This is a genomic window from Pseudofrankia sp. EUN1h (assembly GCF_001854645.1).
Taxonomy (GTDB): Bacteria; Actinomycetota; Actinomycetes; order Frankiales; family Frankiaceae; genus Pseudofrankia; species Pseudofrankia saprophytica.
In genome coordinates, this window is sequence record NZ_MBLN01000073.1 from 15387 (window position 1) to 30808 (window position 15422).

The window sequence follows — 15422 nt, forward strand, 5'->3', positions numbered from 1 at the left end:
CCACCAAAGACCTCACACCTACCTTCACGGGCTTGTTGGCGCCCGGATACGCTGCGGCAGGACGCTGTTCGCGTGATTCCAGATCCTATGGCTCGCGGATGGCGGTCCTCGTGTGGCCAGATCTGGGGGTCTGGCCGCCCTGCCAGCATCGGGGATGCCTCTCCATGGGTCGCTTGCTACACGGATGCCGATGACCGCTCTGACCGTCGCCCTCGTCACTCCGCTGACCGGTCCCGACGCGACACAGGGTCTGGCGAGCCTGCGCGGGCTGACCCTGTGGGCCCGGGACGAGTACCTGCCCGCGCCGTGGACCGACATCAGCGTGACGGCCTATGACGCCTACCCGGACGCGGCGGCCGCGATGCGGACCGCGGCGGCCGCGAGGCCCGCGGCCATCATCGGCCCCTACGGCCGGCGCGCGGCGCTCGCCGCCGTCTCGGCGACCGACCGGGTCGTGTTCAACGCCGGCGCCCCGACCACCCGGTTCATGCGCCAGGCCTACCCCAGGGTCATCAACATCGCCGCCCCGTCGTCGACCTGGCCGCGCCAGGTGCTCGCCCTGGTCCGGTCGGCGGACCGCACCGCCCGCAAGGCCGTACTGCTGCTGGCGGCCGGCGACTTCGCCATCGAGGCCACGGCCAGCACGAAGGCGGCCGCCCGCTCGCTCGGGTTCGAGATCACCACCAGCACGTTCGGCCCGGGCCAGGCCGCGATCGCGGCCAGCAGGCTGCCCTCCGCCGACGTCCTGATCGTGCAGGCCGACCCCGACGACGAGCTGACAGCCGCCAGCGCCCTGCTGCGCCGCCCGTGGAAGGCCGCGGCCTTCTCCACCGCGGTCAGCGTCCAGGGCTCAGCCACGTTCGGCGACTCCAGCGACGGCCTGCTCGCGCCCGGCAGCTGGCTGCCGGACAGCATGGCCGAGACGACCACCGGCCCGAACGCCTGGGCGTTCACCGCCGACTTCAGCGCCCTGCACGGCACCCCGCCGACGGCGACCGCCGCCTGGACGTTCGTGGCCGGCCTCATTCTGGGCGCGTCCATCCGCCGCTCCGGCAGCGCCGACGACACCGCCGTGCTCGCCGCGGCCCGCGGCCTGGACACCATGACGCTGCTCGGCCGTTTCCGCCTCGACGAGACGACCGGCCTGCAGGTGGGCCACCAGATCCCGATCGTGCAGTGGCAGTCCGGCACCTCCTGGACGGTGTGGCCCCGGGAGGGCGCGCGGGCGCGCTTCGCGCATCCCCGCTGGCAGGCCCGCACGGCCAACCCCGGCCTCACCCCCCGCCCCTACCGCTGAGTTTCTGGTTCGCTCCGTGCGGGCACGGCGCTACGGCCCCGTACTCGCTTCGCTCCGGGGCCGGGCCTCCGCGAGGCGCGCCTCCGCGCCGCACGGTCACCTACCGCTGAACGTCACCAAACCAAGACCCAGCTGATCCAGAGTTGTCCCCACGGGAGCCACTTCGCTTCGCTCGTGGGCGGGGCTGCGCGGAGGCCTTGTGGCCGGGTTCCCGGGCGGGTGACAGGCTGAGCCGGCGAGGCGCCATGCTTACGGCGCCGCCGGGAGCGAAGATCGGCCGAGGGCCGCGCGGCGGGAGGTTCCGATGGCGACAGAGTCCGCCGCGTCGCCGGCTCCGCCCGCCGCGGGTTGCGACCCCACCCCCGCGGAACGCGTACCTCGGGGGCAGGCCGGCCCGGGTGGGCTGCGCCGGCGTCGGCTGCTGCGCAGCGCCGCCGGGCTGCTGGCGGTCACGTTCGTGCTGACCACGGCGAAGCTGTTCGTGTTCCCGAAGCGGGACGTGCCGACGCCCGTCGACGCGGTCGTGATGTTCGCCGGCAGCAGCGGGCGCCTGGAGCTCGCRATCTCGCTCGCCCGCTACGGGTACGCGCCGGTGCTCGCGGTCTCCCAGCCGACCCCGGACGACCTCTGCCCCCCGGACACGATCCCGAACGTCGAGGTCATCTGCTTCCATCCCCGGCCGCTCACCACCCAGGGCGAGGCGCGCTGGGTGGCCACGGCGGCGGCCGCCCGCGGCTGGCGGTCCATCATCGTGGTCACGTCGACGACGCAGGACAGCCGGGCACGGCTGCGGCTGAGCCGCTGCTACGACGGCGAGGTCAAGGTCACGCCCGTCGACCCGCCGACCCGGGCCGCCTGGGCCTACATGATCACCTACGAGTGGGCCGCGATGGCCAAGGCCCTCGTCCTCCAGCGCGGCTGCTGACCGTCCCCGGCCGTCAGCCGCGGTCGACGCCGACGGCCCGGCGCACACCGGCGAGCAGGGGGCGCGCGCGCTCACGGGCGCGCTGGGCTCCCTCGGCCAGGATCGCGTCGATCTCGCTGTCCGGCGCCATCAGGTCCTCGTAGCGCTTGCGCAACGGCGCCAGCTGGGTGTTGAGCTCCTCGAACAGGGCGTTCTTCAGCTCGCCCCAGCCGGTGCCACCAGCCTCCAGCCGCCGGCGCATGTCGGCCACGTCCTCGGGCGCGGCGAAGTTCTCGTAGAGCTGGAACGCCGCCGAGCTGTCGGGGTCCTTCGGCGCCTCGACCGGGGTGCTGTCGCTCTTGATCGACCGCACCAGCTTGCGCAGCCGGGCCTCGGGGGCGAACAGCGGGATCGTGTTCTGGTACGACTTGCTCATCTTGCGCCCGTCGAGACCAGGCAGCACCCGCCCCGACTCGCCGGGCGGCGTGACCGCCTCGGGAATCTTCAGCGAGAAGACGTCCCCGAAGAGGTGGTTGAACGAGCCTGCGATGTCGGCCGCGTACTCCAGGTGCTGAACCTGGTCCTGGCCGACCGGCACGACGTCCGCGCTCATGATCAGGATATCCACCGCCATCAGGACGGGGTAGTTGAACAGCCCCATGTTGACCCCGGCGTCGAGGTCGGCGAGCCCCGCCTCGGCGTTACGGTCGCGGGCGGCCTTGTAGGCGTGGGCCCGGTTCATCAGGCCCTTGCCGGTGACACACGACAGCACCCACTGCAGCTCGAACACCTCGGGGATGTCGGACTGCCGGTAGAAGATCGTCTGCTTCGGGTCGAGGCCCAGCGTGATCCAGGTGGCCGCCACCGAGCGGGTCCAGCTCGCCATCTGGGCACGGTCGCGCACCGACGTCAACGCGTGATAGTCGGCGATGAAGTAGAGCGACTCATACCTCGACGCCAGCTCCAGCGCCGGCCGGATCGCCCCGATGTAGTTGCCCAGATGCGCGTCACCGGTCGGTTTGATGCCGGTGAGCGAGACCTTCTGGCCCTCGTGTGCCATGCGCCTCAGTCTACGGACGCCGCCGGCAGCCCCACCTTCGCGAGGCCGGCCGGGGTCAGCCCGAAGCGGCGCCCTCGGCGAGGCGGTGGCTGGCCGCGTACCGCAGCATGAAGCGCACGTGCCGGCCAGCGTCACGCAGCGAATGCAGCTTCGAGACGCCCGACCGCGGGTGGTAGGTGATGGGCACCTCCTTCACCCGCAACCGGCTCGCCGCCGCGGCGACGATCAGCTCCGAGGCCAGCTCCATCCCGCCGTGGCACGGCGCCATCCGCTCGTAGGCGGCCCTGGTGAACGCCCGCATCCCCGAATGCGCGTCGGAGGTCCGCAGCCCGAACAGCCAGTTGAGCATCCGGGTGAGCACCGGGTTGCCGATGTACCGGTGCGTCCACGGCATCGCCCCGGGCAGGATCTCGCCGGTGAATCGGGAGCCCAGGACGTAGTCGGCGGCATCGGCGCGCAGTGGGGCAAGCAGGCCGGGAACTTCGCCGAAGTCATACGAACAGTCCGAGTCGCCCATGACCAGGTAGCTGCCGCGGGCGGCGGCGAACCCGGCCAGGTAGGCGTTCCCGTACCCGCGGCGCGGCTCGCGCACCACCCAGGCTCCGGCTTCGGCCGCGATCCGGCGCGAGTCATCCAATGAGCCATTGTCGGCCACGATGACCTCCCCCGGCAGGCCTGTCGCCGCGATACCCGCCAGCGCTGCGCGCACGCAGCGGCCCACCGACTCCTGCTCGTTCAGGCACGGCATCACGATGGAGACCAGCGGCCGCCCGGACCCCACCGGCGGGCTGGCGGCCGGTGGGGTCCGGGCGGCCAGGCGCCACGGGTCGGAGGGACCGGGCCGCGCGGCGCTGCGCGGATGGCGGGACGGCGGATGGTGGGACACCAGCGGCGTCCGGGTGGCCGCGTGGGCCGCCTCGGGCGTCGCGGGTGTTGGGGGCGTCGCGGGCGCGGACCTGACGGCGGTCGGTACCGCCCGCCCGGCCTGGCGGTCGCGCTTGGTGGCTGGGCGTCGCTCCGGCCTCGGGGTGTGCTCGGTCACGCAAATTCGTCTACCCCTTTCCCGGGCGGAGAACGCACCGTGCCCGACCTGGCACGAAATGGTGCCCATCCGAGTGACAGACGATTCGGGAGAGAGACTACGAAGTCGTCCGATGACGATGAGTGCACAACGCCGGATCACGCCGCTCCGCATGATCGCGAGACGAAGGGGGGTCACTGGAAGCGGAGCGACCCGGTCAGGGATCGTGGAGTCACCACGTCCCGCGGCGGGCGCGGCAGCAGCGGTCAGGTTCCGCGTGTCTGAGGGCGCCGGCGGCATGACCACGGAACGCGCGGCGAGGCCTGCCGCGCCTCCGGGCATTCGGGGGCCAGTCCGGCCGCTCCGGTGCAGGGACGGCGATCGAGAGGAATCACCATGGCGGATGTGTCAGTACGGTTCGCGATGACGGACGACAGCGAGATCGTGCTGAACCTCTCGCTGACCCAGGCAATCCGGCTGACGGAGGCGATCGCGTCCAAGGTGAGCCAGGCCATGACCGAGCAGCCGCGCGGGATGGGCGGCCCGATGACGGGCTCGATGCCCGCGGGCATGACCGGCGGCCTGAACGGCACCGGCGCCTACCCGCCCGGCGTCCGGCCCGGCCCCTACGGCGGCGCGTAACCACCGCTGGCCACCGCTGAGGGCCACCGCTCGCCAGCCGGCTGATCCCGCCAGGGTTCCGCGCCCCGCCGCGGGCCCACGCGCCGCCACCAATGCGGCCGGGCGCGCCGGTGTCCGTGCACGCCATGCGCCGGTTCGACCGCCGGCGGTGGCTGGCGGGTAGCCGACAGCTTCCAGCGGTGCCATCGACAGTGGAAGATACGGAAATCCGCTCGTCGGCCCGATAACCTAACCCCGAAGATCGCACGCGGTCAGCGCCGCGCGCCGTGGCCGAGGCAGGCCGTCGGCACGGGTGCCAAGCCGGCGATCRCCGATCGGACCTACAGCCGGTCGGATCACAGCACGGCCCGCGGCCGCATCTGGCCCGGGCAAGGCGGACCGGGGTTACACAACCGAGCCGAGGGGCGCGGAGGGCGAGGCAATGGCGGGACTGGACCGTTTCCGGGTGGTCGTGGAGGCGGGCCGCGGCCACGAGACCGGTGTGGTGGTCCGGCTGCCCGGCGTCCTCATCGTCGCCAGGGCCGGCCGGCAACAGACGGCCGACACCGCGCGACGGCTGCTGGACCTGTGCGCGGAGGTCGCGGCCGAACCGGGCGACTCGGCGAGCACCGGCCGCCGGCTGGTCCGCCGCGTGGCGGGGCTGCTTGCCGCCTCGGACCCGGAGGAGGTCCCCGACTTCACGCTGCTCACGGCGGTCGGGGAGCGGATAGCCGCGCTGGTCCACGGCGCGATGGACGTCACGGCCGCCGGCCCCAGCCCGCTCACCCTCTCCGGAGTCGACTCCGCGACCTGGGTCGACCGGCTGCTGCCCGACGGGCTCACCCATCTGCACGTCGGCCCGACCGGCTCCCTCGGCCTCCAGGGAGGCCCGGACGACGAGGCCGAGACGACCGGGACCGGCCTCGGTTTCCCGCTCGACCTGCGCGTCGGCGCGGTCCCCGGCATCGGCGCCAGTCTGCTGCTCTCCCGGGAGGCGCCGCCGCCGGTCCCGAGGTCCGCGACCGAGAGCCTGCTGGCCGGCTACGGCCCCCCGCGCGAGCCGGCGACCGCCGCCGAGCGCATCCCCGTGCCGGTCGAGCGCATCCCGGAGCARCAGTCCGTCGCGCCGCCCGTGCTCGCTCCGCTGCTGAGCAAGGAGGAGCAGGCGCACCGGGCGCAGTCCGGCGCCGARCCGACCCAGGCCGCCGACTTCGACGAGCTGGAGGAGCTGGACTTCGACGAGGACCCGCCCACCGAGCTCGCCCGGTCGATGCCGAGCTCGAACGGGCAGGCCGACGCTCGGGCGCACGGTGAGCTGACCGACGAGGACGACAGCGAGGCGCTGACCCAGCTGCCCGGCCAGACCTTCACCGTCTCGGATCTCATCGACGACGATGACGACGCCCCGACGATGCTGCCGAACAGCGATCAGGAGCAGGTCGAGGGCGTGTTGTGCCCGAACGGGCACTTCAACCACCCGCAGGCGCCGTACTGCGCTCAGTGTGGCGCGTCGCTGTCCTCGACCGAAAGCCAGTCGGTCTGGCGGCCCCGGCCACCCATCGGCGTGCTGGTCTTCGAGAACGGCGAGACGATACCCGTCGACATCGACCTCGTGATCGGCCGCCAGCCCGACCGTGACGACGCGGTCCGCGCGGGCACCGCCCGGCCGCTGCCCGTCGAGGACGGCGAGAGCGCGGTCTCCCGGGTGCACGCCGTCATCACGCTGAACGGCTGGGACGCGGTGATCACCGACCGCGGCTCGGCGAACGGGACGTACATCGCGCCGCCTGAAGCGACCGTGTGGACCGCGCTGGAGCCGCACCAGCCGGCGCCCCTGACCTCCGGCACCCGGGTCCAGGTCGGCAAGCGCACGTTCGTCTTCAACAGCCAGGTAAACGTCTGAAGCCAGGTAGACGTCTGAGGTTGGGGCCGCACCGGTGATCGGACGGTTCGCGCGCGGGCGGGGTTAGCCTTGGGAGGCGATCCCCGCCACTGGCTCCTGACTCGTCCCGAACGGACGGCGCCACGGGCCGGCGCCGCAGCGGTGGATGCGTTCGGTCAACAAACCGGACCACGAGGAGCCGTCTTGCCGGAGCCCACCATCACCCCGCCGGCCGCAGCCGAGGAGGCGCGAACCGCGACCCACTCGGAGTCGCCCGCGCCCGAACCGACCGAACCCGAGCCGGCCGAACTCGAATCGGCCGAGCTCGAATCGGCCGGACTCGATCGAGCCCCGGCGCGGCGGCGGCCAAGGCTGCTGTGGGCGCCGCTGGTCGTGCTGGCCGCGGCGGCGCTGGTCGCGGCGGGCTTCGGCCTGCGCGGGCTGGCCGGCGGCACCCCAGGCGACAGCTCTGTCGACGCGGGCTTCCTGCGGGACATGTCCGAGCACCACGCGCAGGCCGTGCAGATGAGCATGCTCGAGTTCGGCCACGGCGCGGACAAGAACACCGTCGCGATCAGCCAGGACATCGCGCTCAGCYAGCAGCGCGAGATCGGGGTGATGGGAGCCTGGCTCGCCGACTGGGGACTCGGTCAGTCGACCGTCGGCGAGCCGATGCGTTGGATGGGCGGCACCGGCGGCGCGGCCGATGGGCACGACATGGCGGGCATGCACGACGGATCCGGCTCACTGGGCACCCCGGTCGGCACGGACGGAGTCCGGATGCCGGGCATGGCAAGCGGCACCGAGCTGACCCAGCTGGCCTCTTCCCAGGGGCGAGACAGCGACGTGCGGTTCCTCACGCTGATGATCCACCATCACCGCGGCGGGATCATCATGGCGCAGTACGCCTCCCAGCACGCGAGCGAGGACCAGGTACGCGCCCTGGCGAAGGCGATGGTCACCGTGCAGTCCTGGGACATCGAGCAGATGCAGTTCGATCTGCAGCGCCTCGGCGCGCCGCCGGCCTGACGGGCCGCCACCGGAGATCCTCACCGTCTCGACCATGACGTAGAGGTCTCGATCGTGACGTAAAGTCCGCCACACCTGGGCGTCCAGCATGCCGCAAGAAGATCATATTATGTGGATTCGGTAGGCTTCCTCCGTTTCAGCGGGTCGACCGGGCCGCCAGGTGCTCCCGGGGGAGTCGGCCGGATTCGCCCGCCGGGATCGTCCCGCTCTTGGCCGTCAGCACCGTCGCGCCAGCTCGCCAGGCGCCGGACAGCCACCGGGGGCGCCCCGGACCGCTGGTGCCCCTGCTCGTGTGAGGTTCGTCATGTCCGCACTACCCGGCCCTGCCCCAGCGCCGTCCCCTCGGGCGCGCCGCGGCACCACCCGGCTGGCAGTCACCATGCCGGGGCTGCGCCGCGTCGCGCCGGGGCTGCGCAGGGTCCTGCCGGGGCCACGGCAGGCGAGCGTAGAGCTGGTCGCCGGGCTGGTCACGGCGCTGGCCCTGATTCCGGAGACCATCTCGTTCTCGGTGGTCGCCGGCGTCGACCCGGCGGTCGGGCTGTTCACCTCGTTCGTCATCTCGGCAGTGATCGCCTTTACTGGCGGCCGCCCGGCGATGGTCTCCGCGGCGGCCGGCTCGATGGCGCTCGTCGCCGCCCCACTGGTACGCGCCCACGGACTCCAGTACCTGCTGGCCGCGACGATCGCGGTCGGCATCCTGATGTTCCTGCTCGGCCTCGCCGGCGTGGCCCGGCTGATTCGCTTCGTGCCGCGGACCGTCATGATCGGATTCGTCAACGCGCTGGCGATCCTGATCTTCCTGGCCCAGATGCCGCATGTCTTCGGGCACGGCTGGCAGGTCTACCCGCTGGTCGCGGCCGGGCTGGCGATCCTGCTGCTCCTTCCCCGGGTGACGAAGGCGGTGCCGGCGCCGCTCGCGGCCGTCGCCCTGCTGACCCTCGTGACGACGACGTTCGACCTGCGCGCGCCGACGGTCGGCGACGAGGGCGCGCTGCTCACCGGCCTGCCCCTGCCCGGCCTGCCGGACGTCCCGATGACCTGGGAGACCGTCCGGATCCTGCTGCCGTACGTGCTCGCGCTGACCGCGGTCGGCCTRCTGGAGACGCTGCTCACCGCGCAGATCGTCGACCGGATGACCGACACCCGCCACGACCCGAACCGGGAGGCCTGGGGGCTGGGCATCGCCAACTTCATCGCCGGGATGTTCGGCGGCATGGGCGGCTGCGCGATGATCGGCCAGACGATCCTCAACGTGTCGTCCGGCGGGCGAGGCCGACTGTCCACCTTCGCCGCGGGCGGCTTCCTGCTGCTGCTGGTGCTGCCGCTGCACGCGATCGTCGGGGTCATCCCGATGGCGGCGCTGGCGGCCGTGATGGTCATCGTGGCGATGATGACGTTCGAGTGGAACAGCGTGCGCCCGGCGACGCTGCGCCGGACGCCGATGGGCGAGACGCTGGTGATGGTGGCCACGGTCGCCGTCGTCGTGCCGACCCACAACCTCGCGTACGGGGTGGTCGTCGGCGTGATCCTCGCCGCGCTGCTGTTCACCCGCAAGGCCGCGCACCTGGCGAACGTGACCAGCGTGCTCGATCCGGAGGGCGGCGTGCGGATCTACGCCGTGCAGGGGCCGTTGTTCTTCGCGTCGACCAACGATCTGGTGACGGCGTTCGACTACGCCCACGACCCGCCACGGGTCGTGATCGACCTTTCCGACGCCGACGTGCTCGACTCGGCGGCAGCCGCGGCGATCGACGACGTCCTGCACCGCTACTCCGGGCGCGRCCGGACCGCCGAGATCACCGGCGTCAGCCACACCAGCGCGGCCCTGCTGCGCGGCACGAAGAACGCGAAGGCCACGAACTCCTAGCCGTGGGGTGAGTCACTGGACGCGTCCCGCGCGGCCGTCGGCGCCGATAGTGAGAACGGCCTTGGCATCGGCTGGCGCGGCGTGACGCCCGCCGGTCGCGCCCGAGGCCACGCACGGCCTCCCCGGCCACGCGGCGCGCCGCGGGCCAGGGCATCCAGAGCAGCGAGCACGCTTGGGGGCGCGGTGGGCACGAGTACGGTCGGCGCCCAGGACACGGCGACCGCCGGACCGGCGGGCGGCCTCGCGGGCCCGCCCGCGGCGGCGCTGGTGCCGCCGGAAGTCTCCGCCCAGGCGCCCACGGAGCTCCCGCCCGACGCCTTCCCCAGCACCGAGTCCGAGCTGTTCGACCTCGCCGACGTGCTGAGGGTGCTCGACCTCGCGGGCGACGCGACGCCGCCGCTGCCGGCGCGCACCCTGCGCAGCCTCCACGGCGGGGTCCTCGCCTCCCAGCAGCTCGCCCAGCAGATCGTGCTCGCCGAGCGGCTCGCACCGGGCAGGTCCACCCAGACGCTGCATACCGTCTTTCCCAACCCCAGCCGCTGGGACGAGCCACTCGACGTCGACGTCGAGTGGCTCCAGTCGGGCCGCACGTTCGCGAACCTGGCGTTGACGTTCCGCCAGGGCGGCCGGGCGATCAGCCGTGGCGACGTGCTGCTCGGCAGCGACGCCCCGGACTTCGTGCGGCATGAGGCGGCACCGCCCGAGCCCACCGCCAGCCCCGCCGCCGCCCGGCCGGTCGACTACCCGCTACTCCCGTGGGAGGTGCGACTCTCGCCCGGCCCTGCGCCGTACAGCCTGGACGTGTGGCAGCGGATCCCCGGCGTCCCGGCGGACCCGGCGCTGGCCCGCGGGCTGCTCGCCTTCGCGAGCGAGCCATGGGCCGGGCACCACGTGATCAACAGCCACTTCCAGCGCGGCACGGCCACGTTGGCGCCGGGCGAGCGGCTGGCCGCCGCCGTGCTCGCCCAGACGGTGACCTTCGTCGAGGACCTGGACGTCCGGGAGTGGCACCTGCTGCGCGTCGAGTCGCCGCACGCGGGCCATGGGCGGTTCCTGGGCCRTGGCCGGGTCCACACCGCGGACGGACGGCTCTGCGCCGTCTTCGAATGCCTGGGCATGCTGCGCGCCCTCCCCGCGAGGCCGGCCGACGCTTYCCCCGGGGTCCTAACCTGATCACAGAACGAGCCGCTTCCGCTTGCCGCTGGCGCTTTCCGTCATCATCTGGTTGCGCCCCGAGAGTCCGGGAACCTATTATTTTCCCGCCAGGCGCCGAGCCGCCTTCGTGGCGGAACTGAGCGACGGAACTTGGTGACGGAACTGCTTGACAGGAACGTCATGACAGGACCGTCGCCACAGGGAGGATCCGACATGCACTCACTCGACATGCACACTGACGATGACCTCGTGGTAGCCGTCGAAAGGCTGTCCGAGGTCCAGGACCGCCACGACGCCGAGCACTCCGACAGTGACGGAAGCGACGGCTGACCCCAGCGAAATTCCAAGCGAGGACGGCTGGCCGACGCGCCCCGAGACGACCTTGAGATCTTCCGCCGCGGAAAAGGGAACGCTCGCGACGGAACATCTCCTGGTACGCGGTCTCGAGGGTGCGCTCGGCTGGCCCGATGCCAGCCCACTGGGGCGTGGCTTCGCGCTGGGGCGGCTCGAGGACCCATCACTTGGTGATCGGTTGATGACTCCGTCACGGCTTCTCGACATTGTGACGAGACGTCGCCTCGAGCCACCCCAGCTGCGCCTCTTCCAAGACGGTCGCGAGCTTCATCCAAACGCTTTTCTTCGCCCCCAGGTGAACCGCCGTGGCCAGTCGCTGCGCATGGTGGACACCCCGGCGATGGAAAACCTCCTCGACACCGGCGTGACGCTGGTTCTCGACGCGGTTGAAATCTTTGACCCCGCGGTGGAGGTCGCCACCCGCGCGCTGCGTTGGTGGTCACATGAGGTGGTGCAGGTCAACGCCTACCTAACGACCCGCTCGACCGGCGGATTTCCGCTCCACTGGGACGATCACGATGTGGTCGTCGTCCAGCTCGCGGGAAACAAGACCTGGGACGTCCGGAGTCATTCTCGGCCGGTCCCGATGTACCGGGACGCCGAGCCGAACTCGGCTCCGAGCGAGGACGTGATCTGGCGGGGCACCGTCACACCCGGCGACGTGCTGCACATCCCGCGCGGGCACTGGCACCAGGCGACCCACGCGGCCCACGAGGAGCCGCTGAGCCTGCACCTCACCTTCGGCTTCGTCAGACGCACCGGCGTCGACTGGCTTGCCTGGATCGCCGACCAGGCACGCGAGCTGGAGATCTTCCGGCACGACCTCATCCGCTCCGGCTCCGACGAGGAGCTCCAGGCCGAGCACGCCCGGCTGGAGGCGGCGGCCGTGGAGCTGCTGCGCTCTCGTCCGCCGGCGGCCTTTCTCACGGACCGCGAAAGATCGCGACCCCCCGCGCGGCACGCGCCGGCGCTGCCCACGGCGCACGGGCCAGACGTCGTCGTCTGCGTCACCGACTTCGCTCCGCACGTCGAGCGCGCCGACGGTGACCTGGTCGTCTACGCCGGCGGTCGGAAGATCACCGTACGGGAGCGGGCCGGGCAGGCGCTGGCGCTGCTGCTCAGCGGCCGCCCGATCGACCTGGAACAGGCCGGCGTCGAGTGCGGGATCAACGTCAGGCCACTCGCCCAGATCCTCATCCAGGAGGGGATATGCACAGGCCTGACCGACGAGTTGTCCTCGGCCTATACCGGACTCGTCACCAGCGGGACCTGCTGGAAGCTGCCCTAGCGCTCGGGGTTCGGGACCTGGACACGGCCTTCAACTACGCCGGTTTCGCGTCCCACTCGCGGCTTGCGGCGGCCGCGGCCGACCTGCTGCCCGAGTTCCACCTGTCGACCAAGGTCGGTTTCTTCCCGTCCTCCGCCGGCGACTCGGCCCAGGTGCCCGGCAAGCCGGCCGGCCGTGAGCACTCCCTCGACCCGACCCGGCTGCGGTCGGCCCTCGAGCGGAGCGCCGACGACCTGGGCAGGACGCCCGACGTCGTCTTCCTGCACAACCCGGAGCGGACCCTGCGGGCGGCCGCCGACCCCGCGCGCGGCCGCGACCTCTTCCTGGCGGCCGCCGGTGCGCTCGTCGAGGCCGCCCGATCCGGGCTGTGCGGCGCCTGGGGCGTCTCGACGTGGGACGCCCAGCCGCTGGTCGACGCGCTGCGCGCGGACGGTGCGGTGGCGCCGCCCCGGCCGGGGCACCTGATGCACCGGGTGGGGGTGCTCGTCGGACCGGAGGCGCTGACGGCGGCGGACGCGCTCGCGGATCTGCTCGGTGTCGACGTCGGCGGCCGCTGGGGGATGAGCCCGTTCGGCGGCGACACCCGCCAGCCCTTCTGGGAGGATCTGCGCGTCACCTCGCTGCTCRGCAGCCCGCCACCGGCCGGCGTCAGCACGGCGCGGGCCGCGTTCCGGCTCGCCTACGAGCTGCCGCCGGTCACCCGGGTCGCCGTCAGCACCAGCGACCCCGCTCACCTGGCCGAGCTTGCCGACGCCGCGAACCTGGACGTCGACCATGCCCGAGTGGCCCGGTACCGAGCTCTCCTGGAGAGCCGTCAACGCCTCGTCGACGCCCCGATCTAGCGATCGGCCTAGTGGACGAGGTCGGCGGTCAGGAGACTGTCCGTCTCCTCGGTGACGTCCACTTCCCAGTGGTAGACCGGCTTGGACAGCGCGGCCGTGCAGGTGTACTGGATGGCGGCGTCGTCCCGCTGCTCTCGGCGGAGCTCGAGGCGCCAGCGGCGGATGCCGTCGTCCACCAGCACGTCGTAACGAGGAGTGGCCTCCGGCCGGGCCGGTGTCGCCATCGTCGCCGCCGCGACTCCCTGGGAACCCTTGCGAGCGGGCGCCGCCAGCCCGGCAGCCGGGCCGGAAAGCAGGGACTCCATGCCAAGAGGCCCCATGCCCACGGAGCGCGGCGGGAGCGTCCCGGCCGGCTGGTGGTGGCCGTCGCCGGCGCCGGCGAGCGCGACGAGCGGGCCGACGACCCTGATGGCCGGCAGGTCCGCCGGATCGCGCCGGTCGAACCGCTCCCGGTACCAGATCTCCGCCACCGCCTCGGCGGGCGTGACGCCGAGGCGTCCCCGCAGGTGGGCGATCGGGAGGAGCCCATCCTCGACCAGGGCGCGCAGGTCCTCGTCGGACATGTCGTCGAGCCGGCCCAGCAGGTAGCCGCTCGGCAACAGGACGGCCGTCGGCGCGAAACGGTCCCCGCCGAGATGGCTGACGCCGTAGATGGGCGCCTCGGGAACGACCTGCTGGACCCGGCGGATGAAACCGCCACCCCGCACGCCGCAGCAGGTGTCGTGCCGGCCATGGATGCAGACGCCGATGAACTGCGGCACAGTGGTGGGCGCCGCGGCCCGCCAGGCCCCGTCCACCGAGCGCGTGCTGATCTGCCTGCTGTACGTGTCCCAGACGAGCGGGCGCTCGGTCGTCGGCCGACCCGGGTATGGGCGGTAGTAGAGCGTCTTGAGACGGGTGGCCGGCGGCAGGCGGAAACCATCCGGTTCCGCCGGGCGCACCGCCTGAGGCCATGGCCCCGCGACCGGGAGGAAATGGAAGGCGTCGAAGTTCGGGATGGTTCCACGCAGCTCTTCGTCAACCAAGCGCGACTGCGCGCCGCACCGGGCGAAGGTACGATCACTCATCGCCGCGTCCACGTCCCCGCGCGCAGCTTCCGGCCCCGGGAAATGCTGGGCCTTGGGAGCTTCTGCCACCAGGAACCTCCGAAGTCCGGCAGACCACACCGCTTAGGTTTACCTAAGTTTCTTAAGTGCACCTAACCTTACCTCACCGTGATGGCCGCGCGCGCGTGCAAGCAAACAGGTGACATGTGCCACCACCTGGCCCGAGTCGGCGGCGGACCACGTATCCGTGCCCGTCCGGAGGGGTGAGTCGTCCGCTGGCCGGGTACTCGGGCGGACATGACCGATGGAAGGTCGGCGAAGGAACCGTCCCGGCCGTCGGGCGCGGCCGAAGGTGCCGCCGCCCACGACCCCGCCGGCAGGCGAGCCGGCCCTGGCGCCACCCGGGGCGCCGCCACCTGGGGCACGGCCCTCCGGGGCACCGGCCCCACGGAGCGTGCCGGCCGGCCCACCGGAGGCGGCTGGCGCCTCGCGGTCGCACGCGCGCTGCCGCTCGCCGCGCTGGCCGCGATCCTCGCCGGCGGCGGCCCGGTCGCCAGCGCCGCCGCCGCGGCGCAGGCGAGTCCCGCCACGGCGGCAGGCCCCGTAGCCACCGAATCACCCGCCGCCGCGTCACCCACCGCCTCGGCCGCCGGTGGGCTGACCGTGGCCGAGGCGGCCGCGGTCGTCCGGGCGGCCGGGTACTCCCCGGCCGACACCTCGGGTTACGACCCGGACCGGACGTTGAGCGTCATCGTCGGCATGCTCGCCACCTCGGCGGACGGTCACCCGCAGCGCGCGTTCTTCTTCCACGACGGGCACTACCTCGCGACGGACGCGGCCATGCCGAGCGCGACCGTCAGCTGGATCTGGTCCACCGACGACACCGTCGCCCTCCAGTACCAGCTCTACCGCCCGGACGACCCGCAGTGCTGCCCGACGGCCGGCGCCGCCACCGTGCGGTTCGTCTGGGCCGGCACGACGGTCAAGCCCATCGATCCGCTCCCGTCCGCCGACTGGGAGACCCCCAACAGCCGCCGGTGATCCACAAGGTCCACC

Annotated in this window: 13 protein-coding genes; 10 read left to right on the forward strand and 3 right to left on the reverse strand. The window is 72.6% G+C overall.

Annotated elements, in window-relative coordinates:
• Positions 1 to 190 precede the first annotated feature (190 nt).
• The gene (locus tag BCD49_RS28410) at positions 191 to 1297 is read left to right on the forward strand and encodes an ABC transporter substrate-binding protein (RefSeq protein ID WP_007518251.1); all 1107 of its coding nucleotides are present in this window, start codon (positions 191 to 193) and stop codon (positions 1295 to 1297) included.
• Positions 1298 to 1601: 304 nt separating this feature from the next.
• Entirely contained in the window at positions 1602 to 2222 is a 621-nt protein-coding gene (locus BCD49_RS28415) for a hypothetical protein (RefSeq protein ID WP_007518249.1), read from the forward strand.
• A gap of 13 nt (positions 2223 to 2235) precedes the next feature.
• Here BCD49_RS28415 and BCD49_RS28420 read toward each other — a convergent pair whose 3' ends face one another.
• Both BCD49_RS28420 and BCD49_RS28425 read right to left on the reverse strand, forming a co-directional pair.
• Positions 2236 to 3261, reverse strand: a complete 1026-nt coding sequence (locus tag BCD49_RS28420) for a tryptophan--tRNA ligase (RefSeq protein ID WP_007518247.1) — start codon at positions 3259 to 3261, stop codon at positions 2236 to 2238.
• Between the two features lie 55 nt (positions 3262 to 3316).
• Positions 3317 to 4303, reverse strand: a complete 987-nt coding sequence (locus BCD49_RS28425; protein ID WP_232793986.1) for a glycosyltransferase family 2 protein — start codon at positions 4301 to 4303, stop codon at positions 3317 to 3319.
• Between the two features lie 375 nt (positions 4304 to 4678).
• On the opposite strand from BCD49_RS28425, the gene BCD49_RS28430 reads away from it, so the two are divergent.
• The 7 genes from BCD49_RS28430 to BCD49_RS28460 all read left to right on the forward strand — a co-directional run bounded on the left by BCD49_RS28430 (position 4679) and on the right by BCD49_RS28460 (position 13320).
• A complete protein-coding gene (locus BCD49_RS28430) occupies positions 4679 to 4924 on the forward strand; it encodes a hypothetical protein (protein ID WP_007518242.1) in 246 nt (81 codons plus the stop codon).
• A 421-nt stretch (positions 4925 to 5345) separates the two neighbouring features.
• Positions 5346 to 6806 carry an FHA domain-containing protein gene (locus BCD49_RS28435; protein WP_007518241.1) on the forward strand — a complete coding sequence of 487 codons (1461 nt, stop codon included), beginning with the start codon at positions 5346 to 5348 and terminating at the stop codon, positions 6804 to 6806.
• 183 nt (positions 6807 to 6989) lie between these two features.
• Positions 6990 to 7814 (forward strand): DUF305 domain-containing protein, encoded by an 825-nt coding sequence (locus BCD49_RS28440; RefSeq protein WP_083401749.1) that lies wholly within the window; start codon positions 6990 to 6992, stop codon positions 7812 to 7814.
• Between the two features lie 304 nt (positions 7815 to 8118).
• The gene (locus tag BCD49_RS28445; protein WP_071042118.1) at positions 8119 to 9681 is read left to right on the forward strand and encodes a SulP family inorganic anion transporter; all 1563 of its coding nucleotides are present in this window, start codon (positions 8119 to 8121) and stop codon (positions 9679 to 9681) included.
• Between the two features lie 183 nt (positions 9682 to 9864).
• Positions 9865 to 10854, forward strand: coding sequence for an acyl-CoA thioesterase (locus BCD49_RS28450; RefSeq protein ID WP_083401750.1), 990 nt, complete (start codon positions 9865 to 9867; stop codon positions 10852 to 10854).
• Between the two features lie 364 nt (positions 10855 to 11218).
• On the forward strand, positions 11219 to 12478 hold the full coding sequence (locus BCD49_RS28455; protein WP_051466206.1) for a JmjC domain-containing protein: 1260 nt from the start codon (positions 11219 to 11221) through the stop codon (positions 12476 to 12478).
• A complete protein-coding gene (locus tag BCD49_RS28460; RefSeq protein WP_071042119.1) occupies positions 12400 to 13320 on the forward strand; it encodes an aldo/keto reductase in 921 nt (306 codons plus the stop codon). Before BCD49_RS28455 ends, BCD49_RS28460 begins: the two co-directional genes overlap by 79 nt.
• 8 nt (positions 13321 to 13328) lie before the next feature.
• Here BCD49_RS28460 and BCD49_RS28465 read toward each other — a convergent pair whose 3' ends face one another.
• A complete protein-coding gene (locus tag BCD49_RS28465; protein WP_116439436.1) occupies positions 13329 to 14387 on the reverse strand; it encodes a sucrase ferredoxin in 1059 nt (352 codons plus the stop codon).
• A 276-nt stretch (positions 14388 to 14663) separates the two neighbouring features.
• On the opposite strand from BCD49_RS28465, the gene BCD49_RS28470 reads away from it, so the two are divergent.
• Entirely contained in the window at positions 14664 to 15407 is a 744-nt protein-coding gene (locus BCD49_RS28470) for an LppP/LprE family lipoprotein (RefSeq protein ID WP_083401751.1), read from the forward strand.
• Positions 15408 to 15422 lie beyond the last annotated feature (15 nt).